The organism is Streptomyces sp. A0592 (assembly GCF_004795115.1).
GTDB lineage: Bacteria > Actinomycetota > Actinomycetes > Streptomycetales > Streptomycetaceae > Streptomyces > Streptomyces erythrochromogenes.
Map to the genome: position 1 here is coordinate 1 of NZ_SSBM01000032.1, position 20601 is coordinate 20601.

General features: G+C 72.6%; 23 protein-coding genes. 15 read left to right on the forward strand and 8 right to left on the reverse strand.

Annotated features, from left to right (window positions below; all coding sequences use genetic code 11):
- The 3 genes from E6U81_RS31195 to purS all read right to left on the reverse strand — a co-directional run.
- Positions 1-561: AIR synthase related protein (locus E6U81_RS31195; RefSeq protein ID WP_240804120.1), on the reverse strand; the 561-nt coding region annotated here is incomplete at its 3' end.
- On the reverse strand, positions 561-1241 hold the full coding sequence (gene purQ / locus E6U81_RS31200; protein ID WP_136233389.1) for a phosphoribosylformylglycinamidine synthase subunit PurQ: 681 nt from the start codon (positions 1239-1241) through the stop codon (positions 561-563). The genes E6U81_RS31195 and purQ, both read right to left, overlap by 1 nt.
- On the reverse strand, positions 1238-1483 hold the full coding sequence (gene purS, locus E6U81_RS31205; RefSeq protein ID WP_136233390.1) for a phosphoribosylformylglycinamidine synthase subunit PurS: 246 nt from the start codon (positions 1481-1483) through the stop codon (positions 1238-1240). Before purS ends, purQ begins: the two co-directional genes overlap by 4 nt.
- A 263-nt stretch (positions 1484-1746) precedes the next feature.
- On the opposite strand from purS, the gene E6U81_RS31210 reads away from it, so the two are divergent.
- From E6U81_RS31210 to purM, 14 genes are all read left to right on the forward strand, one after another.
- Positions 1747-3126, forward strand: a complete 1380-nt coding sequence (locus tag E6U81_RS31210; protein ID WP_168714779.1) for an NAD(P)-binding domain-containing protein — start codon at positions 1747-1749, stop codon at positions 3124-3126.
- Complete coding sequence (locus E6U81_RS40115) at positions 3123-4001, forward strand: hypothetical protein (protein WP_168714780.1); 879 nt, start codon at positions 3123-3125, stop codon at positions 3999-4001. The genes E6U81_RS31210 and E6U81_RS40115 overlap by 4 nt, the downstream gene beginning before the upstream one ends.
- Positions 3998-4528 (forward strand): hypothetical protein, encoded by a 531-nt coding sequence (locus E6U81_RS40120; protein WP_168714781.1) that lies wholly within the window; start codon positions 3998-4000, stop codon positions 4526-4528. The genes E6U81_RS40115 and E6U81_RS40120 overlap by 4 nt, the downstream gene beginning before the upstream one ends.
- Complete coding sequence (gene purF / locus E6U81_RS31215; protein WP_168714782.1) at positions 4525-6015, forward strand: amidophosphoribosyltransferase; 1491 nt, start codon at positions 4525-4527, stop codon at positions 6013-6015. Before E6U81_RS40120 ends, purF begins: the two co-directional genes overlap by 4 nt.
- 14 nt (positions 6016-6029) lie before the next feature.
- Positions 6030-7841, forward strand: coding sequence for a fatty acyl-AMP ligase (locus E6U81_RS31220; RefSeq protein ID WP_168714783.1), 1812 nt, complete (start codon positions 6030-6032; stop codon positions 7839-7841).
- Positions 7838-8128 (forward strand): acyl carrier protein, encoded by a 291-nt coding sequence (locus E6U81_RS31225; protein WP_136233394.1) that lies wholly within the window; start codon positions 7838-7840, stop codon positions 8126-8128. Before E6U81_RS31220 ends, E6U81_RS31225 begins: the two co-directional genes overlap by 4 nt.
- 4 nt (positions 8129-8132) lie before the next feature.
- Positions 8133-8444 carry a DUF6506 family protein gene (locus tag E6U81_RS31230; protein ID WP_136233395.1) on the forward strand — a complete coding sequence of 104 codons (312 nt, stop codon included), beginning with the start codon at positions 8133-8135 and terminating at the stop codon, positions 8442-8444.
- 345 nt (positions 8445-8789) lie between these two features.
- A complete protein-coding gene (locus E6U81_RS31235; RefSeq protein ID WP_136233396.1) occupies positions 8790-9962 on the forward strand; it encodes a cytochrome P450 in 1173 nt (390 codons plus the stop codon).
- 14 nt (positions 9963-9976) lie between these two features.
- Complete coding sequence (locus tag E6U81_RS31240) at positions 9977-10987, forward strand: ketoacyl-ACP synthase III (protein ID WP_136233397.1); 1011 nt, start codon at positions 9977-9979, stop codon at positions 10985-10987.
- Positions 10984-11727: a glycosyltransferase family 2 protein gene (locus E6U81_RS31245; RefSeq protein WP_136233398.1), complete on the forward strand. Its 744-nt coding sequence runs from the start codon at positions 10984-10986 to the stop codon at positions 11725-11727. The genes E6U81_RS31240 and E6U81_RS31245 overlap by 4 nt, the downstream gene beginning before the upstream one ends.
- Complete coding sequence (locus E6U81_RS31250; protein ID WP_206310054.1) at positions 11724-12911, forward strand: cytochrome P450; 1188 nt, start codon at positions 11724-11726, stop codon at positions 12909-12911. The genes E6U81_RS31245 and E6U81_RS31250 overlap by 4 nt, the downstream gene beginning before the upstream one ends.
- Positions 12908-14488 (forward strand): class I adenylate-forming enzyme family protein, encoded by a 1581-nt coding sequence (locus E6U81_RS31255; protein ID WP_206310055.1) that lies wholly within the window; start codon positions 12908-12910, stop codon positions 14486-14488. The genes E6U81_RS31250 and E6U81_RS31255 overlap by 4 nt, the downstream gene beginning before the upstream one ends.
- The gene (locus E6U81_RS31260; protein WP_136233400.1) at positions 14485-15372 is read left to right on the forward strand and encodes an NAD(P)-dependent oxidoreductase; all 888 of its coding nucleotides are present in this window, start codon (positions 14485-14487) and stop codon (positions 15370-15372) included. The genes E6U81_RS31255 and E6U81_RS31260 overlap by 4 nt, the downstream gene beginning before the upstream one ends.
- A 28-nt stretch (positions 15373-15400) precedes the next feature.
- Positions 15401-16474 carry a phosphoribosylformylglycinamidine cyclo-ligase gene (gene purM / locus E6U81_RS31265; protein ID WP_206310056.1) on the forward strand — a complete coding sequence of 358 codons (1074 nt, stop codon included), beginning with the start codon at positions 15401-15403 and terminating at the stop codon, positions 16472-16474.
- A 383-nt stretch (positions 16475-16857) separates the two neighbouring features.
- On the opposite strand, the gene E6U81_RS31270 is transcribed toward purM, so the two are convergent.
- The 4 genes from E6U81_RS31270 to ychF form a co-directional block, all read right to left on the reverse strand.
- Positions 16858-17274 (reverse strand): PIN domain nuclease, encoded by a 417-nt coding sequence (locus E6U81_RS31270; RefSeq protein WP_136233402.1) that lies wholly within the window; start codon positions 17272-17274, stop codon positions 16858-16860.
- Positions 17271-17522: a type II toxin-antitoxin system VapB family antitoxin gene (locus tag E6U81_RS31275; protein ID WP_136233403.1), complete on the reverse strand. Its 252-nt coding sequence runs from the start codon at positions 17520-17522 to the stop codon at positions 17271-17273. Before E6U81_RS31275 ends, E6U81_RS31270 begins: the two co-directional genes overlap by 4 nt.
- 175 nt (positions 17523-17697) lie before the next feature.
- Positions 17698-17841 (reverse strand): hypothetical protein, encoded by a 144-nt coding sequence (locus E6U81_RS40125; RefSeq protein WP_168714784.1) that lies wholly within the window; start codon positions 17839-17841, stop codon positions 17698-17700.
- 251 nt (positions 17842-18092) lie between these two features.
- Positions 18093-19181, reverse strand: coding sequence for a redox-regulated ATPase YchF (ychF, locus tag E6U81_RS31280; RefSeq protein ID WP_136233404.1), 1089 nt, complete (start codon positions 19179-19181; stop codon positions 18093-18095).
- Between the two features lie 213 nt (positions 19182-19394).
- On the opposite strand from ychF, the gene E6U81_RS31285 reads away from it, so the two are divergent.
- Entirely contained in the window at positions 19395-19832 is a 438-nt protein-coding gene (locus E6U81_RS31285; RefSeq protein ID WP_346766187.1) for a DUF6542 domain-containing protein, read from the forward strand.
- A 22-nt stretch (positions 19833-19854) separates the two neighbouring features.
- On the opposite strand, the gene ppgK is transcribed toward E6U81_RS31285, so the two are convergent.
- On the reverse strand, positions 19855-20592 hold the full coding sequence (gene ppgK / locus E6U81_RS31290) for a polyphosphate--glucose phosphotransferase (RefSeq protein WP_136233405.1): 738 nt from the start codon (positions 20590-20592) through the stop codon (positions 19855-19857).
- Between the last annotated feature and the right edge of the window lie 9 nt (positions 20593-20601).

The following is a 20601-nucleotide window of genomic DNA, read 5'->3' on the forward strand; positions in this document are numbered from 1 at the left end:
GTTGCCCTGGTAGCAGGCGTCGAAGACGACCTCGCCGCCGATGTTGGGCAGGCCCAGGCAGTTGCCGTAGCCGCCGATGCCCGCGACGACGCCCGGCAGGACGCGCTTGGTGTCGGGGTGGTCGGCCTCGCCGAAGCGCAGCGGGTCGACCACCGCGACCGGGCGGGCGCCCATGGCGAGGATGTCGCGGACGATCCCGCCGATGCCGGTGGCCGCACCCTGATACGGCTCGATGTAGCTCGGGTGGTTGTGCGACTCCACCTTGAACGTGACCGCATAGCCCTGGCCGACGTCCACGACGCCGGCGTTCTCACCGATCCCCACCAGCAGGGCATTGTTCTTCGGGGCCTTCTCACCGAACTGCTTCAGATGCACCTTGCTGCTCTTGTACGAGCAGTGCTCGGACCACATGACCGAGTACATGGCGAGCTCGGCGCCGGTGGGACGGCGGCCGAGGATCTCCCGGATCCGGGCGTACTCGTCCTCCTTGAGGCCGAGCTCCTGCCAGGGCTGCTCGCTGTCCGGCGTCCCGCTCGCGTGCTTGACGGTATCGAGAGTCATCAGGCGTTGACCAGCTTCTTGAGAATCGACGTGAAGAAACCCAGCCCGTCCGTCTTCCCCGTACCGACCAGCGGCTCGACCGCGTGCTCGGGGTGCGGCATAAGACCGACGACATTGCCCGCGGCGTTGGTGATGCCCGCGATGTCCCGCAGCGAGCCGTTGGGGTTGACGTCCAGGTAGCGAAACGCCACCCGCCCCTCCGCCTCCAGCTCATCCAGCGTCCGCTCGTCGGCCACGTACCGGCCGTCGATGTTCTTGAGCGGGACCTCGATCTCCTGCCCCCGGGCGTAGTCCGAGGTCCAGGCGGTCTGCGCGTTCTCCACCCGCAGCTTCTGATCACGGCAGACGAAGTGCAGATGGTTGTTGCGGAGCATCGCCCCCGGCAGCAGATGCGACTCGGTCAGCACCTGGAAACCGTTGCAGATCCCCAGAACCGGCATCCCGGCCCGCGCCTGCGCGACGACCGCCTCCATCACCGGCGAGAACCTGGAGATCGCGCCGGCCCGCAGATAGTCGCCGTAGGAGAAGCCGCCCGGCAGCACGACAGCGTCGACCTGCTTCAGATCCCTGTCCCGGTGCCACAGCGGCACCGGCTCCGCGCCCGCCAGCCGCACCGCCCGCAGGGCGTCCCGGTCGTCCAGCGTCCCCGGAAAGGTCACGACCCCGATCCGAGCGGTCACGACTCGACCCTCACGACGAAGTCCTCGATGACGGTGTTGGCGAGGAACGTCTCGGCCATCTCATGGATACGGGCACGGGCGGCGTCATCCACCGGCCCCTCCACATCCAGCTCGAAACGTTTCCCCTGACGGACATCCGCGATCCCCTCGAAGCCCAGGCGCGGCAGTGCACGCTGCACCGCCTGGCCCTGCGGGTCGAGGATCTCCGGCTTGAGCATGACGTCGACCACGACGCGTGCCACTGGCACTCCTAACGCGAGAGTTCTTCAGCAGGTTCAATCGGAAGAGGAAAAGTGATGCAATTCACTCTTCGCCGAAGCCTGGAGGTTGCCATTAGGCGGAGGCCGGCACCGGGAAGTCAAGCTTCTGCCGGGCATCCGCCCCTCGCTTCAAAGTCCTTGAAAGTCACTGGAGTCGGGCCGGAGACGTGCGGCACGCTTCATGCATCCGACGTCGCACGGTGTGCGTGGCGTAGGTCATGAAAGCAACGGGGGAATTGACGCACATGGCAGAACCACAGAACGATTCACGTCCGGTCGCAGTGATCGGAGCAGGGCCTTCCGGTCTGGCTTCACTGAAGAGCCTCACCGATCTCGGCATTTCCTGCGTGGCCTACGAGTCCCACTCCGGTGTCGGTGGCATCTGGGACATCGGCAACGCGCGAAGCTCGGTGTACCGGAACACGCACACCATCACGTCCCGGGAGGTGACCGGGTACGCGGACCTCCCGATGGACCGGGGGCTCCCGGCGTATCCCCGCCACGATCAGGTGCTCGGGTACCTCCGCCAGTACGCGGAGCGGTTCGACCTGCTGAAGCTGATCCGGTTCAACTCCGACGTCACCGGCGTCGAGCGGCTCACCGACGGCTGGCGGGTCACGACCGGCGACGGCGAGGAGCACGAGCACAGCGCACTGATCATCGCCAACGGCCACAACTGGCACCCCTATCTCCCCGCCTTCTCAGGGAAGTTCGACGGGGAGCTCCTGCACAGTCGCGACTACACCGACGCGGCGGCGCTCACCGGCAAGCGCGTGCTGGTCGTCGGCGCCGGCAACTCCGGTTGCGACATCGCCGTCGAGGCCGCCGGGGTCGCGGACCACGTCGCCATCAGCATGCGTCGCGGCTACCACTTCTTCCCCAAGTTCATCTTCGGGAAGCCGGCGGACCAGGTCTCCGAGTCGAGCCAGCACCTGCGCCTGCCGCCCCCGGTGGCGCGCGCGGTGTACCGCACCATGCTCAAGCTGAGCATCGGGCGGCCGGAGCAGTTCGGGCTGCCGAAGCCCGACCACGAGCCGCTGGAATCGCCGCCGATCGTCAACTCGCTGCTGCCGTACTACTGCGCGCACGGCCGGGTGAAGGTCCGCAAGGCGCCCGTGCGTTTCGACGGGAAGTTCGTCGAATTCTCCGACGGGACCTCGGAGGAATACGACACCATCATTCTCGCCACCGGTTTCCGGATTCACATTCCGTTCGTCGGCGAGGAACACCTCGACTGGGTCAAGGAGCGTCCGGACTTCTACCTCCTGGCCTTCTCGCCGCGCTACGACGACCTGTTCATCGCCGGTATGACCGACGGTACGGGAGGTCATTTCCCCACCGTGGAAATCCAGTCGCGCGTGATAGCCGGATATCTGGCGGCACGGAGGCGGAATCCCGAGGCAGCCCGCCGGTTCGACGATCTGAAGCGCAGCCGGAGCGTGGACATCACCGGCGGCATCAACTTCCTCGACTCCCGGCGCAACCTCACCCAGTTCGAACTCACCACGTATCTGCGCATCCTGCGCGACCACCTGGCGGTGCTGGGTGGCCAGGACACCACGTACGCACGACGGCCCTCGATGCTCCAGCAGGCGGCCGCGCTCCTCCAGGGAGGTCGCAAGTGAACACCGTCGGTGCGGCGCTGCTGAGCGACGTGCAGAAGGAAGTCCTCGACGAGGTCCTCGTGGGCGTCCCCTACAACAGCGCCTCCCAGTTCCACGAGTACTTCGGCACCAAGGCCGCCCCGCCGCGCTTCGGCCTGTCCTGCGCCTGGCAGTCCTTCACGGCCGGACGCATGGTCATGGAGCGCTCCGGCATCACCGCCGAGTACCTGATCGACGGCCGCCATGTGGCCGCCGTCTACCGCACGCCGGACGGCCTGATCATCCTCGACCCCTACCTGCTGCACGGTGAACCGCTGCGGCTCGACCGGGCCGCGGCCGTCGACGGCAGCGTACGGACGACGGTCGACGCCTACCCCTTCCGTGTGAAGGCGGACGGCACCCCCGCGCCGAGCCGGGTGCGGGCCACCTGGAACCTGGCCGACGACTCCATCCGCCTCGACTACCTGCGGTACAGCCCGAGCCGCGGCCACAACACGGCCTCCCGGTCCTTCCTGCTGCGCCCCGAGTCCCGGCTCGACACGGTGCCGCCGGCGGCCGACTTCGTACGGCGGCTGCTGGTCCACCCGGAGCAGCACAGCGTCTCCATCCGGGTCCTGCACCCGGTCACCCGCGGGATGGCCGAGTTGGTCCTCCCGCTGGCGGGACGCCCCGCGGGCGTCGCCGAGGACAGCGGCCTGATGCTGACCAAGGACAACCAGGGTGCCGTCGCCCCCCACGGCGACGCCCGCTTCCAGCGCGACCTGGAGGTCGTCGCGGACGCCGTCGCGGCCTCCACCGACGACGTGGTCGCCTTCCTGCTGGAGGCGGCGGCCATCCACCGCGCCGCCGCCCCCGCGGGGCTCGACCTGGCCCCGTACTCCCTGGAGGACGAGTGACCGCCCTCGAGGCGCCGGGCGCGCCCCCACTGACCCGTTCGTACTTCCTCGCGGGCACCATGCAGGGCGCCCGCACCGGATCGGACCTCGTCGACCAGACCTACCGCGAGCGGCTGACCGCGGCCCTGCTGGCCCGCCGGCCCGGAGCCGTCGTCAACGACCCGGGCGTGGTGATGGCCGAGTGGCTGGCCGCACACCCCGGCGCCCGACCCGCACACGCGGCGCTCGCGGACCGCGCGGTGCTGCACCACGACCGGCTCGCCCCCGAACTGCGCGAGCTGACCGTGCTGTTCCACCGGCTCACCGAGCTGGCCGCCGCCAGCGACGTGTGCGTGGCGTGGCTGCCGGGCCACGAGGCCAGCATGGGCACCGCGGCCGAGATGCTGTCGGCCCACCGCGCCGGGCGCACGGTCGTCTCGATCACCGACATGCGCCAGAACCTGGCGGTGCTCTCCTGCTCGACGGTCATCCTGCCGGATCTGGACGCCTTCACCGACTGGCTCGACGCGGGCGGGGACACGTCGTGAACGGCGACCATACGGACGCGGACAAGCCCAGGGAAGCCTGCGGAGTCGCGGGCGTCTGGGGCCCCGCGGGCCACCATGCCGCCGTGGTGCGGGAGATGCTCGTCGCGCTCCAGCACCGCGGGCAGGAGAGCGCGGGCATCGCCGTCGGCACCGGGGACGCCCTGGTCGCCCGGCACGGAGCCGGGACCGTCGCCGAGGCCCTGCCGGACCTCGATGGGCTGCCCCTCGGCCCGGTGGCGGTCGGCCACGTCCGGTACGCCACCCACGGCACGCGCGACGCGCTGGCCGGGGCGCAGCCGGTCGTGCTCGACCGGCCGCCGCTGGCCCTCGCCCACAACGGCACGCTTGTCGACCCGCACACCGCGCCGGGGGCGGACGCCGTCGACCTGGGTGAGTGGTTCACCGACAGCGAGCTGCTGACCCGCCTGCTGCTGGCCGCCCGCGCGGAGAAGGGCCTCGACACCGTGGCCGCGCTCCACGCCGTGCTCCCCGGGCTGAAGGGTGCGTACGCCCTTGTGGTGTCCGACGGGCACCGGTTGTACGGCGTCCGCGACCCGCACGGCTTCCGGCCGCTCGCGGTGGGCCGGCGGGGCGACACCTGGCTGCTGGCCTCGGAGACCGCCGCGATCACCGCTGTCGGCGGCGACGTGGTGCGGGAACTGGAGCCGGGCGAGGTGCTGTCGATCGGCCCGCAGGGCACGGCGAGCAGCCGGCTCGAGGTGCCCGACGCCAAGACCGCCGCCTGCCTCTTCGAGTACGTGTACTTCGCCCGCGCCGACTCCCACCTGTCCGGGCGCAGCGTCTACCAGGCGCGCTTCCGGGCCGGCCAGGCGCTCGCGGACCACGCCCCGGTGGACGGCTCGCCGCGGCCGGTGGTCGTGGCCACCCCGGAGACCGCGCGCGTCGCGGCCGACGGGTACGCCGAGCGCGCCGGACTGACCGTCGTCCAGGGGCTGTTGCGCCCCGGCCCGGGCGGGCGCAGCTTCATCGCCCGCGACCAGGAGGCCCGCCACCACCTCGTACGGCGGAAGCTCAGCCCCGTCCCGGCGGCGGTCGCCGGCCGCCGGGTGGTCCTGGTGGACGACTCGCTGGTCCGCGGCACCACCATGCGCACCGTGGCGCGGATGCTCCGCGACGCCGGGGCGCTGGAGGTCCACCTGCGCGTCGCCTCACCGCCGTACCGCTGGCCCTGCTTCTACGGCATCGACACCGGGCGACCCGAGGAGCTGCTCGCCGCCCGGCTGTCGATGACGGAGCTGGCCGGGCAACTGGACTGCGACAGCGTGGCGTTCCTGTCGCTGGACCGGTTGCTCGAGACCGCCGGGGGCGACCGCTCCGGCTACTGCACCGCCTGCCTGACCGGCCGCTACCCGACCGCCACCCCCGCCGGGGCCTTCCCCGCACCGGCCTGCGCCACCGGGTCGGCAGCCGCCGCGCCGGGCGCCGGCACCACCACCGCCCTTGCATCCCAAGGCACCGCCGAATGAGGAGAACCGCAGCAGTGAACACGCCCACCGAGGCGACCGCCACCCGCGCGCCGGCCGAGGCGCACACCGGCCGGGATGCCCGCACCATCGTCGAAGCCCTCATCGCCCGCGCCCAGGGACCGGACGCCGACCGCGCCCTGGTCACCGCCCTCGATGCGGCCGGCCAAGTGATCGAGGCCCTGACCCCCGTCGAACTCGACCGGCACGCCCGCGCACTCGCCGCCGCACTGCGCCGGACCGGCCGCCCCGGCGACCGGGTGATCGTCCCCGCCCTGCCGGGGCTCGACTTCCACATCGGCTTCCTGGGCTGCCTGTACGCCGGCATGATCGCCGTACCGGTGCCCGCCTTCCGCGCCGCGGCCCGGACCGGCACCACCTCCCGCGCCGAGCGGCTCTCCGCGATCTGCGGCGACTGCACGCCGTGCGCGGTGCTCGTCTCCACCCAGCAGGACGCCGAGGACGCCGGCGACGATCTGGCGCCCGGCGTGGAGTGGATCGCCGTGCGCCGCCCGGAGGGCGAGGCGGGTGACACCGCCGCCCTGCCCGACCCGCTGGCGCTCGACCCGGCGGCCACCGCGCTCCTCCAGTACACCTCCGGATCCACCGGCGACCCGCGCGGTGTCGTCGTCGGCCACGGCAACCTGGTGGCGAACCAGGCCGCCATGCGCGACCGCTGCGAGGTGGACCCCACCACCACCATCGTCAGCTGGCTGCCGTTCTTCCACGACATGGGCCTGTGCACGGCGGTCGTCCTGCCGCTGGTGTCCGGTGCCACCACCGTCACCATGGAACCGGCCACCTTCGTGCGCGACCCCCGGGTGTGGCTGCGCGCCATCTCCGCCGAGGACGACGTCTTCACCGCCGCGCCCGACTTCGCGTACGACATCTGCGTCAACCGGATACCGGCGAAGGAGCGCGCCGCGATCGATCTGTCGACCTGGCGGGTCGCCGTCAACGGCTCCGAGCCCGTGCGCGCCGCCACCCAGCGCCGGTTCGCCGAGGCGTTCCGGCCGAGCTTCTTCCGCGAGGAGGTCTTCTCGCCCGGCTTCGGCCTCGCCGAGTGCACTCTCGCGGTGAGTCTGACGCCCTCGCTGGTCCCGACCGTCGTGGGCCTCTACGACCGAGAGGCGCTCGCCGAGGGCAAGGCGGTGGTGACCACCGTCGCGGACGAGGGCATCGAGCTCGTCGGCTGCGGGACAGTGGTGGACGACGTGCGCGTCGCCATCGTGGACCCGGAGACGCACCGGCCGCTGGCCGGCCGGGTCGTCGGCGAGATCTGGGTGGACTCCCCGGGCAACTGCGGAGGCTACTGGCGCCGCGAGGAGGAGTCGGCAGAAATCTTCGCCGCCCGCCTCGCCGGTACGGACGGTGAAGAGTCCGGCCGGACCTACGTCCGCACCGGCGACCTCGGGTTCCTCGACGGCGGCGAGCTGTTCATCACCGGCCGGATCAAGGACGTGCTGATCATCGGCGGCGAGAACTACTTCCCGCAGGACGCCGAGGCCGTCGCGCTGGACGCGCACCCCGCCTTCGCCCAGCAGCGGGCCGCCGCCTGGCCGTTGAGCGAGGACGACAAGGGCGTGGCGGTGGTCGTGGAGACCATCGAGCGCGACCCGGAGGCCCTGGCCGTCGCCGTACGGGCGGCCGGCATCGCCGTGGCGAAGGTCCTGCCCACCGCAGTCAGCGTCTACGCCGTACCGCGCAACAAGGTGCCCCGCACCACCAGTGGCAAGATCCGCCGGCGGGCCTGCGCCGAGCAGGTGACGTCCGGCCTCCTGCAGCCCCTGGCCCAGTGGTCCAGCCGGCGCACGGGCGGTGCCGCGTGAGCGCCGTACAGAGCACCGCGCGGGAGGCGCTCACCCGGGAGGCCGTGACGGAGCGGCTGAAGCAGCTGCTGGGCGAGCTGCTGGAGATGGAGCCCTCGGACCTCGACGACGAGGTGCCGCTGAGCGCCTTCGGCATCGACTCCATGACCAGCTCCGTCCTCGTCTCCGGCGTGGAGAAGTGGTGCGGCGCACAGTTGGAGAGCGCCGGCGCACTGGGCAGCCTGACCCTGACCGAAGTGGCAGACGAGGTCGTGGCCCTGCTTCGACCTCTTCCCGAAAGGAATTGACACCATGGCACTCGACTCATTCGGGTTCCTCTTCACCGGACGCGGGCTCGACCCGGACCGCGACCGCACGGTGATCGAGCGGGACGGGTTCCGTGCCGTGATCGTCGGTATGGCCGACCCGGCACGGGGGCCCGAGGTCGCGGCCGCGCTGGTGGACGAGGGCATCCAGCTCATCGAGCTGTGCGGTGGCTTCGGGCCCGTGTGGACGGCCAAGGTCATCGAGGCCACCAAGTCCCGGATCCCGGTCGGTTCGGTCGGGTACGGACCGGAGTCCATCGACGGCATGGCCGCGCTCTTCCCGCCGCAGACCGGCTGAACCAGGCCGCACACCCGCCCCGGGGCGGCGCCCACGCGCACGCCCCGGGGCCGGGCACCGGCACCGGCACCGGCACCGCCACCGGGGGGACCCGCCCACGCGCCCCCCGCGCCGCCCGGCCGCACCGGAGCCGCCGCGCCCGGCCCACCCGGCCCGCCCTGCCTCCACCCGGACCGCCCGCTCCTGCCGGTCGGCCCGGCCTCCCCGTACCGCGGGGACGCCCCGGACCCGGGGGCCCGATCTCCTGCCGGACCTCCTCCACGCGACCTTCCCCCGGGCCCCGGAGGAGGCCCGGCAGGCCCTTCGCCGTGTCCGCCGTCCCGCGCAACGACGAGATGGATCACCATGAACCGCGCCGAATTCCACGAGCTGCGCGTGCTGGCAGCCAGCCGTCCCGTACTGCCTCTGCTGCTGCACGCCGGCCGAATGGCCCGCCCCCTGAAACACATCCCGCGCATCGGCTGGGTGACCGCCGACGCGGCGACGGCGCGGTCCGTCCTCACCGACCCCGAGCACTTCACCGTCCTGGACCGCGGCGGCGTCGGCCGGCTGTGGGCCCAGCTCCTCGGCGACTGGGTCGACGACCTCTTCGACGGCGAAGGACACCGTGCCCTGCGCACCGCCACCCGCGACCTCTTCGGCGAGACGACCGCCCGCGCCCTGGTGGACCGCGTCATCGGAGCCCGGCTCGCCGAGACCCGTATCCGGCTCGCCTCCGGCCGCCCCGTCGACGTCGCCGCCCTGGGCCGTACGCTCGTCGGCCGCATCGTCACCGAGCTGCTGCGGGTCCCCGTGACCGGCACCGACGACGCCGCGTACGAGAAGGTCTTCGCCACCGCCCGCGAACTCGCCGCCATCTCCATGGAGGCCGCCGGCGGTGGCGACCTCACCGACGAGACCGTCGCCCGGGGCCGCCGCGTCGTCGCCCGCCTCACCGGACACGTCGAGCACGAGTGGCGCACAGGCTCCACCGAGCACCTCGTCGGCCGCTGCCGCGAAGCCGGCCTGGACGCCCACCAGACCGCCGGGATGGCCGCCCTCGTCGGGGTCGCCGCGACCGAGACGGCGGCCAGCGCCATCACCCGCACCGTCGCCCTGCTGCACGACACCGACGAGCAGCACCGCCTGCTCGCCTCACCCGAACTCGTCCCCGACGCGGTCCGCGAAGGACTGCGCGTGACGGCCCCCGCTCCCGTCATCGGCAGAACCGTACGCGGCGACGTCCGCCTCGCCGGCCGCACGCTCCGGGCCGGAGAACGCATCACCCTGCTCAATTACACCGCCAACAGCCTCACCGGAGGCTTCCGGCTCGGTCGGCCACCGGAGCCGGCCAACCGGGAGCTGTGGTTCGGCGCCGGACGGCACCGCTGCCTCGGCTCCGCGATCGCCCAGGCGGAGATCGGCCGGACGCTCGAGACCCTCGCCGCCGTCGGCCGTCCCTGGCGGATCGTCGAGCGACGCTACAGCCGCCGCGTGGTCATCCCCACGTACGAGCGGCTCACCGTGACACTCGTCTGACGGGAGACCAGTCCATGCCCGCACCCCACGCCCGGCTCGCCGGAGTCGCCGTACACCTGCCGGAGACCCTGCGCACCGTGGCCGACACCGAGAGCCTCGTCGCCGCCGCCTCCACCGGCTTCCGCCCGCCGCCCGGCCTCGTCACCCGGCTGACCGGCGTACGGCAGACCCACGTCATGCCCGACGACTGGCAGGCGTCCGACGTCGCCGCCGCCGCCGCGCGCAAGCTGCTCGCCGACACCGGCACCGACCCCGGCGACATCGACCTGCTCCTGTTCGCCGCAGCCAGCCAGGACATGATCGAGCCCGCCACCTCGCACATGACCGCCGACCGCCTCGGCCTGCGCTGCCCCGCCTTCGACGTCAAGAACGCCTGCAACAGTGTGCTCAACGCGCTGGAGACCGCGCACGCGCTCATCGCCCAGGGCCGCTACCGCCGCATCCTCATCGCCTGCGGCGAGTCCCCCTCCCGGGCGGTGCGCTGGTCGGTGCCCGACCTGCGCACCTACCTCACCTCGATACCGGGCTACACCCTGTCCGACGCGGGCGCCGCCCTCCTCGTCGAGGCGTCCGCCGAACCGGGCATCATCGGCTGCGGGTTCGCCGCCGACTCCGCCTCCTGGAGCGTCGGCACCCTGCCCTCCGGGGGCTCCGCCCACCCGCGCGGCGAGGAGCACACCTACTTCCGCCTCGACGGCGTGGGCCTGCGCCGCGCCTTCGAACGGCTCGGCTCCCAGGTCCTCGACGACACCCTGGAGCGGCTCGGTCTCGGCTGGCACGACATGGCCGCCATCTGCGTCCACCAGGTGTCCGAGCCGTACCTCGAACAGCTCGCCGACCGGTTCGGCCTGCCCCTCGACAAGATCCCCGTCACCATCACCGAGCACGGCAACGCCGCCTCCGCGAGCCTGCCCCTCCAGCTGCTACGGGCGCGCGAGAGCGGCCGGGCCGCCCCCGGCGACCTGGTCGCCCTGGTGGGCCTCGCCGGCGGCATCAGCATGGGAATGAGCGTGATCCGGCTGTGAATCTCTGGGTGGTGGTCCCCGCGTACAACGAGGCCCACGGCATCACGGCGACGCTCCGCGCGCTCGCGTCCCAGACCGACGTGGACTTCTCCCTCGTCGTCGTGGACAACAACTCCACGGACGGCACCGCCGATGTCGTCCGCTCCTTCCCGTTCCCCGGCGACGTGCACGTCGTCCACGAGACCCGGAAAGGCACCGGCGCCGCGGCCGACACCGGCATGCGGTACGCCATCGCCCACGGCGCCACGCACCTCGCCCGCACCGACGCCGACTGCCTTCCGGCGTCCGACTGGACCGCCCGCATCCGCGTCGCCTTCGGCACCGGACTGCAGCTGATCGCAGGGCAGTTGAGGCCCCGCACCGACGAGTCGCCGCTGCCCCCGCTGCACCGCACCGCGCTCGTCGCCGCCACCGAGGTCGCCGCCCTGTTCGGCCGGTTCCGGCCCGGGAACCGGGGCGCCGGCTACCTCGGCCCGTACATCATGGCCCCCGGCTGCAACATGGCGATCACCGCCCGGCTGTACGTCCGCGCCGGAGGCTTCCCCCGCACCGCCATCGAGGAGGTCCACGAGGACCGGGCCCTGGTCAACGCGGTACGGCTGCTGACGACGGCGTACGGCCTGCGCAGGGACGTACGGGTCCGGGGCTCCGCCCGCCGGGTGCGCGAATGGGGCCTGCGCCGGACCCTGGGCTGGTACGCGGACCACCGCTACCGCCCCGAGGTGGTGGACATCCGTTGACCACGCTCGCCACCCTCCCCGACGCCGACTGGCAGCGGTGGGAGCACCGGGTGCAGACCTCAGCCCACCCGGTCGCCTACCGCCTGCTCCGCTCCATCGCCGCCCGCGGCCCGGTGGTGCGCGTCCCGCGCGTCGGCGTCGTCGTCAGCGACGCGGCCCTCGCACGCGACGTCCTCTGCGACACCACGCACTTCACCAAGACCGGGCCCGGCTCCCCGTCCGACCTGTGGACCCCGGTCCTCGGGCCCGCCGTGCTGCTCAACATGGAGGGGGCCGACCACACCGCGCTGCGCCGCCGCCTCTCGGGCCTCTTCACCCCCGGGTACGTCACCGGGCTCTGCGAGCGGGTGCTGGCCCAGCCGCTCGCCGGCCTCACCCGGCGGCTCGCGGCGGGCGAGGAGGCCGACCTCGTCGCCGTCGCCAAGTCCTGCGCGGGCGCCGCCATCTGCGAGATCACCGGCATGCCGGCCGACCCGGAGCGGTTCGCCGCCGCCCACGCGGACGCCTCGGAGGTCACCAAGGCGGTACGGCTCTGGCGGCACTCCCTGCCCCCGCGGCAGATCCTGCACGCCCGCGAGGTGCTGGGGCGCCTCACCGCCTCCGCCGTGGACGCCTACCGGCGCGGGGGCGACGAGACCCTGCCCGGCCGGCTGCGCGGCCTCGGCCTCACCGAGGAGGAGGCGCGCGGCGCGGTCGGCGCGTTCCTGCTCACCGGCACCGAGACCCTGGTGTCCTTCATCCCCCGGCTCATCGCGATCTGCCACGACACCGGCCTCCTCGACCGGCTCCGCGACGGCACGGCCGACACCGCCGCCGTGATCGAGGAGGCCCTCCGGGTCACCGTCCCCTCGCCTGTGATGCTCCGCAGCGTCGCCCGGGCCACCGAGGTCGGCGGAGTGCCCGTGGCCCCCGGCGACCGGGTCGTCGTCGCGACCCTGTTGTGCGCCGCCGCGTACGGAGGGTTCGACCCCGGCCGGCCCCACCCGCCGGAGCTGCGCCGGCTGTGGTTCGGCGCCGGACCCCACTTCTGCATCGGCATGCCGCTGGCCATGGCGCAGATCCGCGCGGTGCTGGACGCGGTCCTCGCCGCCGGGCCGGTCGTGGTCGCCGGCCGCCGCACCGCCCGCCGGGTGCTGATCCCCGGATACGCCCGGCTCACCCTGACCCGACGGAGCGCGCCGTGACCGACACCCCGCACGCCACCGGCCCCGGCAGCACCGATGTGCTCACCGCGCTGATGGACACCGCCCGGCGGCGCGGCGACGCCCCGGCGCTCACCGGCCCCGGCGGGCCCACGCTCAGCCACCGTCGGTTCGCCGACGCCGTGCTGGCCACCGCGCACGGGCTGCGCGGGGCGGGCATGGCACCGGGGGATCGGGTGCTGTTCTCCGTACGCCCCGGTCCCGAGGGCGTCGTCCTCGCCCTGGGCATCATCGCGGCGGGCGCCACCGTCGTCTTCATCGACCCGGGCGCCGGGCCCGAACTGTTCGCCGCCCGCAAGGAGCTGGCCGCCCCCCGCTGGGCCGCCGCCGAGTCACTGCTGTACGCCGCCGCCCGCTACGGCCGCCCGCTGGCCCGCCGCCGGGGACTGCTGCTGCCGGACTATCACCGGCTCGGCCTGCGCCACATCCACGCCGGCCGCAGGCTGCCCGGCGTGCCCGCCGGAGCGCTCTCCGCGCGGCGGCTCGCCGCCGGACCGGCCGGGGCCTTCCGGCCGCGGCCCGCGCCCGGCCAGGAGGCGCTGGTCGTCTTCACCTCGGGCACCACCGGCGCCCCCAAGGCCGTGGTGCACACCCGCGGTTCCCTCGGCGCCGGCCTGGCCGGCTGCGGACACGCCCTGCGGATGGGTGACGGCGACACCGTGCACACCGACCAGCTGATGCTGGGCATCCCCGCCCTCATCACCGGCGCCCACTGGACCATGCCCCCGTACGGCTTCGCGCCCGCCGCCGACCCCGTGCGGTACGCCGCCGGGCTGCACGGCGCCACCCACACCTTCTGCGTACCGGCCGACCTGCCCACCGTCCTCGACGCCGTCGAGCGGGGCGAGGCGACCGTGCCCACGACCCTCCGGTACCTGGTCCTCGGCGGCGCCCCGGTCCTTCCCGGGCTGCTCCGCCGCGCCGCCCGCACCCTGCCGGGCGTCACCGTCCTCGCCGTGTACGGCATGACCGAGATCCTGCCCGTCGCCGTCGCCACCGGTGCGGAGAAGCTCGCCCACGACGGCCCCGGTGACCTGCTCGGCACCCCGCTGTCCTCGGTGACCGTCCGCACCGCCCCGGACGGCGAACTGCTGGTGTCCGGACCGAACCTGTGCCGCGGCTATCTTGGCCGTCCCCCGATGGAGCAGCACGCCACCGGCGACCTCGCCCGGCTGGAGGACGGCCGACTGGTCCTGCACGGCCGCAAGAAGGACATGCTCATCCGGGGCCGCACCAACATCTACCCCGGCCTGTACGAACCCGCCATCACCGCCCTTCCCGGGGTGGCCGAGGCGGTCATCGTCGGTGTTCCCGACGACTACGGCGACGAACGCGTCGTCCTCGTCCTCGTCCCCGAACGGCCGGGCACCGCACCGGAGTCGCTCGCCGAGCGGGTCCGCAGCCGGCTCCCCGCGCTGCTCGACGCCGCCGTGCTCCCCGACGACGTGGTGGTCCTGGACCGCGTCCCCGTCGCCGGGCGCTCCCGCAAACCGGACCGCGACGCGCTCCGCGACCGGCTGCGCCGCGACGCCGCCCGGGGGACGGAGCCGGTGCGATGAGGATCGCCGTCACCGGCGCACGCGGCTTCGTCGGCGGCGCGGTCTGCCGCGCGGCGGCCGAGCGCGGCTGGGCCGTCCACGCCCTCACCCGCGCCGACTGGGACCTCACCGCCGGCCGGTGGGCCGGCGCCCCCCGGGTCGACGCGGTGGTGCACGCGGCGGCTGCCGTGAGCGACTGGGGTGCCCCCGGCCCGGTGTGGCGGGCCAACCTCGCCGGCACCCGGCACGTCGCCGCGTCCTTCCCCGGCACCCGGCTGGTCCACATCTCCACCGCAAGCGTGTACGACCCTTTCCGTCCGACTGTTCACGCCGACGAGTCCGAGGCCCCCGTCCGCCGCTACCTCACCCCGTACGCCGCGTCCAAAGCCGCCGCCGAACGCGCCCTCGACGGGCGCCCCGACACCGTGGTGCTGCGCCCGCACGCCGTGTACGGCCCGGGCGACCGGACCCTGCTCCCCCGGGTGCTCGGCGCCGTGCGCGGCGGCTCCCTGTTCCTGCCCGGCGACGGCACGGCCCCGCAGTCCCTCACGCACATCGGCAACCTCACCGCCGCCGCGCTGCGTGCCTGCGACCCCGCCGCCCCGCCCGGCACCTACAACATCGCGGACGCCGAGCCGGTACCCGTGGGGGAGGCGCTGCGCGAGCTGCTGGCCGCGCGCGGCATCCGGGTACGCCTGCGATGCCTGCCCGCCCGGGCCGCCGACGTCGCCGCCGTGGCAGCCGAGACCGCGTGGCGGCTCGCCCGGCGGCCCCGCCCGCCGCGGCTCACCCGCTACGCGATCAGCCACCTCGCGGTGGAACGCACCCTCGCCCTGGGCGCCGCGCGCCGGGACCTCGGCTTCGACCCGGCGCCCACCTCCTTCGACGGCGCCGGCGCGTGGTGACCGGCCGTCCCGCACTCCTCCGAAAGGCATGACCGTGACCTCTGACACCGGTGCGAGCTACGCGGCCGCGGGCGTCGACATCGAAGCGGGCGACCGCGCCGTCGAACTGATGAAGGAGTGGGTGAGGAAGGCCGACCGCCCCGAAGTCCAGGGCGGTCTGGGTGGGTTCGCCGGGCTCTTCGACGCCTCCGCCCTGAAGCGTTACGAGCGTCCGCTGCTGGCGTCGGCGACCGACGGGGTGGGGACGAAGGTCGACATCGCCCGCCGGATGGGGGTGTACGACACCATCGGCCGTGACCTGGTGGCGATGGTGATGGACGACATCGTGGTGTGCGGCGCGGAGCCGCTGTTCATGACCGACTACATCTGTGTCGGCAAGGTCCACCCGGAGCGGGTCGCGGCGATCGTCAAGGGCATCGCGGAGGGCTGTGTGCTGGCCGGCTGCGCGTTGGTGGGCGGGGAGACGGCCGAGCACCCGGGGCTGCTGGGGCCGGACGACTTCGACGTCGCCGGTGCGGGCACGGGTGTGGTGGAGGCGGACCGGCTGCTGGGCGCCGATCGCATCCGTACGGGGGACGCGGTGATCGCGATGGCGGCCTCCGGTCTTCACTCCAACGGGTACTCGCTGGTGCGGCACGTGCTGCTGGAGCGGGCGGGGATGCGTCTGGAGCAGCGGGTGGAGGAGTTCGGGCGGACGCTGGGCGAGGAGCTGCTGGAACCGACGAAGATCTACTCGCTGGACTGCCTGGCGCTGACGCGGACGGCCGAGGTGCACGCGTTCAGCCACATCACCGGTGGTGGTCTGGCGGCGAACCTGGCCCGGGTGGTCCCGGACGGGCTGCACGCGCGGGTGGACCGTTCGACGTGGGCGCCCGGTGCGGTGTTCGACCTGGTCGGCAGGGCCGGGCAGGTGGAGCGACCGGAGCTGGAGAAGACCCTGAACATGGGGGTCGGCATGATCGCGGTGGTGCCGGCCGGATCGGTCGGCGTCGCGCTGACCACGCTGGCGGACCGGGGCGTCGAGGCCTGGGTCGCGGGCGAGATCACCGAGCGCGGCGACCACACCGTCGGAGCGACCCTCACCGGCGCCCACCCGGCCTGACGCGAATCGCCGCGGGGAGATGCCCCGCACACTTCGTCAGTTACCCGACGGCAGGCGATGTTGGCGGGCAATTGTCCGCGGCCGAGCGCGTACGGCCCGTCGAGGCGCGGCTGAACGCCGTCCAGGTGCACATCGCCGGCCACGGCAGCGCGGCCTTCCCCCGAGGGCGGCGCGGCGGCACGCGCCCTTCACCCGGCAGATCAGCGATATGACGCCATGTGACCCACTACACGTGGAAGCGGAACTCCAGCACAACAGGCCTGACCTGCGGTTATGCGGGCGCGTCCCAGCACCATCCCAGAACCGGAGTCTCGACAAAGTACAAGAAGACTCAAAGCCAAGACACTGCCCGACGCCTGCGGGACCTGGCGCGCGTTTCCGACTCAGTCGGCGGTGCCTGGCTCTACGACCCACTCGGCCTGCAGCCCGCTCACCGAAGCAATCATGTCGAAGTCGCCGTCGTAGTGCAGGACCGTGGCTCGATGCCGCTCGGCGGTTGCCGCGATGAGAACGTCGGCCAGCGACAACGCCCGGTGAAAGCCGGCATTCAGGGCCAGGGCCTGGATCTCGAGCGCCCGCTCGAACTCTTCGTCGCTGCAGGGCCGGTAGTCGAACCCACGGAGCAGAGTGCGGAGCCGCAGCGCCTCGGGCTTTCCGCGTGCCGAGTACAGCACCTCGTACTCGGTCGGAGCGCACACCGCCAGGAGTCCATCGCGGTCCAGCGCGCCCAGCCGCGCTCGCACCGCCGGTTTACCCAGGCGGGCCAGCGCGGACTTGTCGATGAGGTAGGGCCCCTTCACGCCGCCGAGGCCCCGCCTTCGCGCTTCAGGGAGCCGTCCGGATTCCGCGGCCCCGTCTGTGAGCGGATCTCCGCGAACACGTCCTCGAACTCGCCGTCGTGCATGGCTTCGAACAGTTCCCGGCGCAGCCGCAGCTTCACCCCCTCCTCCATGGCCGCCCGCACTGCGGCGGCCTTGGTCTTCACGCCGTACACCCGCATCGCCTGCTCGACGATCTCCTCGTCCAGATCGATCACAGTCCTGGCCATCAGTTATCCCTCCGCAGCCCGACGACACAACAACGATATCAATCGATTCGCGAAAATGACATCGAAATGCGGAGGCGAGCCGAGGGCGTCCTGCTGCGGGCAGTGACGCGGCCCGGCGGGTGGACCACCAGCCGGACCGTTCGACTGCGGCTCGACGCCTTACCAGGACTCCGAGCTAAAGGTCCACCTGCTGATCGACTGCTGCTTCGTAGAAGGCGTCCGCGAGGGCGATGATGATCGCGTTGATGGCCGGCCCGTCGGTGAAGAAGTAGTCGGCCATCGTGTTGTGGGCGTCCAGAGACAGCAGCCGCCGTCCCATGGTTCAGCCATGGCCCCTCAGCTGCTCTTCCGATCAGCCCACCTGACTGCCGGTCGCGGCAGACTGCCCTCCACGACGATCGAATCGTGATCACGGAGGGGTGCTCGCCGCAGTGGAATCCAGTACCAGCAACCCATCCACATCCCAGCACCATCCCAGCACGGGAAACACCAAGGGGTCCGGCCCCAGAAAGCCGAACCCCTCCTGAGCTGCATGTTTGCCAGATCAGCGACGTGGTGGTGCTTCACCCACTACACGTTGAAGCGGAACTCCACCACGTCGCCGTCCTGCATGACGTATTCCTTGCCCTCCATGCGGGCCTTGCCCTTGGCGCGGGCTTCGGCCACCGAGCCGCAGTCGACCAGGTCCGCGAAGGAGATGACCTCGGCCTTGATGAAGCCGCGCTGGAAGTCGGTGTGGATCACGCCGGCCGCCTCCGGGGCCGTCGCGCCCTGCTTGATGGTCCAGGCGCGGGTTTCCTTCGGGCCGGCCGTCAGGTAGGTCTGCAGGCCCAGCGTGGCGAAGCCGACGCGGCCGAGGGTGGCGAGGCCGGGCTCGTCCTGGCCGACCGACTGGAGGAGTTCGAGGGCCTCCTCGTCGTCCAGCTCGGAGAGGTCCTGCTCCAGCTTGGCGTTGAGGAAGATCGCCTCGGCCGGGGCGACCAGCGCCGACTGCTCCGCCTTGAAGGCGTCGTCCGTCAGCTCGTCCTCGTCCACGTTGAAGACGTAGAGGAAGGGCTTGGTGGTGAGCAGGTGGAGCTCGTGGAGGAGGTCGCCCAGCTCGGTGCCCTTGGTGATGCCCTTGGAGAAGAGGGTGTCGCCGGCTTCGAGGATCTTCTTGGCCTCGACGACGGCCGCGAGGACCGCGACCTTCTCCTTCTGGAGGCGGGACTCCTTCGTCAGGCGCGGCTCCGCCTTCTCGATCGACTGGAGGTCGGCGAGGATCAGCTCGGTGTTGATCGTCTCGATGTCGTCCTTCGGCGAGACCTTGCCGTCGACGTGGACGACGTTCTCGTCCTTGAAGGCGCGGATGACCTGGCAGATGGCGTCCGACTCGCGGATGTTCGCGAGAAACTTGTTGCCCAGGCCCTCGCCCTCGGAGGCGCCGCGCACGATGCCCGCGATGTCGACGAAGTCGACCGTCGCCGGGAGGACCTTCGCCGAGCCGAAGATGCCCGCGAGGACGGCCAGGCGCGGGTCCGGGACGCCGACGACGCCGACGTTCGGCTCGATGGTGGCGAACGGGTAGTTGGCCGCCAGCACGTCGTTCTTGGTCAGGGCGTTGAACAGGGTCGACTTGCCGACATTCGGCAGGCCGACGATTCCGATCGTGAGCGACACGTTGGCGACTTCCCGTAGCTGGAGGGGGCGGCGGCCCGGGAGTGGGCCACCGGACAGTTTACTTTCCGATGAGTGGCGGTCGATGTACGCGTGTCCGGGCCCGGATCCGGCCGCCCTCCCGCCTAATTTGGTGGGGTGGAGCAATACAGGACGCGACCGGCCCCTCACCCGCAGCGACCCCCGGCCCAGCGCCGGGGCCCGCGGCCCACGGGCGTGCCCGCCCAGGGGGGCGGCACCCCGCGGCCCGCGCCCGCGCGGCGGATGCCCCGCCCCCGGCTGACCGGCCTGGGCGGCGGGCTCTTCGCGTGCACCGCCATGGTGCTCGTCGCCGGGATCTGCTGGCTGCTCTTCGGCTCCTCGCTGTTCGTCTACGGGCTGCTCTTCCCGCCCGTAGCAGCCGCCACCGCGCTCTGGGTCCGGCCGGCCGACCTGATCACCGCGCCGATCGGCGTCCCCATCGCCTTCGCGGCGGGAGTGTGGCCCATCTCGGGCGGCTCCGGCGGCTTCGGCGGACAGCTGATGGGGCTGGTGTCCGCGCTGTCCCTGCACGCCGGCTGGCTGTACGCGGGCACGCTCGTGGCCGCCCTCATCGCACTGGTCCGCAAGGCCGTGCTCATCGGACGGCGCCGCCTCCCCCGCCGCGTCGCCTGACCACTCGGCCGGTACGGCTCCTCTACCCCTTCGCCGCCATCGCCGCCCCGACGATGCCCGCGTTGTTCTGCAGCCGGGCCGGGACGATCTCGGCCCGCACACCCTCGATCAGGGGCAGGAACTTCTCCGGTTTGCGGCTGACGCCGCCGCCGATGACGAAGAGGTCCGGGGAGAAGAGCATCTCCACGTGCTGCATGTACCTGCTCAGCCGGTGCGCCCAGCGCTCCCAGGTGAGGTCCCCGTCCTCCTTGGCCTTGACCGACGCCCGCGTCTCCGCGTCGTGGCCCTTCAGCTCCAAGTGGCCCAGCTCCGTGTTCGGGACCAGCCGCCCGTCCGTGAAGAGGGCGCTCCCGATGCCCGTGCCCAGGGTGAGCAGGAGGACCGTGCCGCCCCGCCCGCGCCCGGCCCCGTACGTCATCTCCGCGACGCCCGCCGCGTCCGCGTCGTTCAGCACCGTGACGGGCCGGCCGCCGAGCTCGCGCGAGAGCAGCGCCGCCGTGTCGACACCGATCCAGGACTTGTCCATATTGGCCGCCGTGCGGGTGACGCCGCCCGTGACCACGCCGGGGAAGGTCACCCCGACCGGGCCGTCCCAGTCGAAGTGGCGCACCACCTCGACGACACAGCCGGCCACCCCGTCGGGGGTGGCCGGCTGCGGTGTCAGCACCTTGTGGCGCTCCTGAGCCAGGTCGCCGCGCTCCAGGTCCACGGGAGCGCCCTTGATCCCTGATCCGCCGATGTCCACGCCGAAGATCTGCATGGACATACC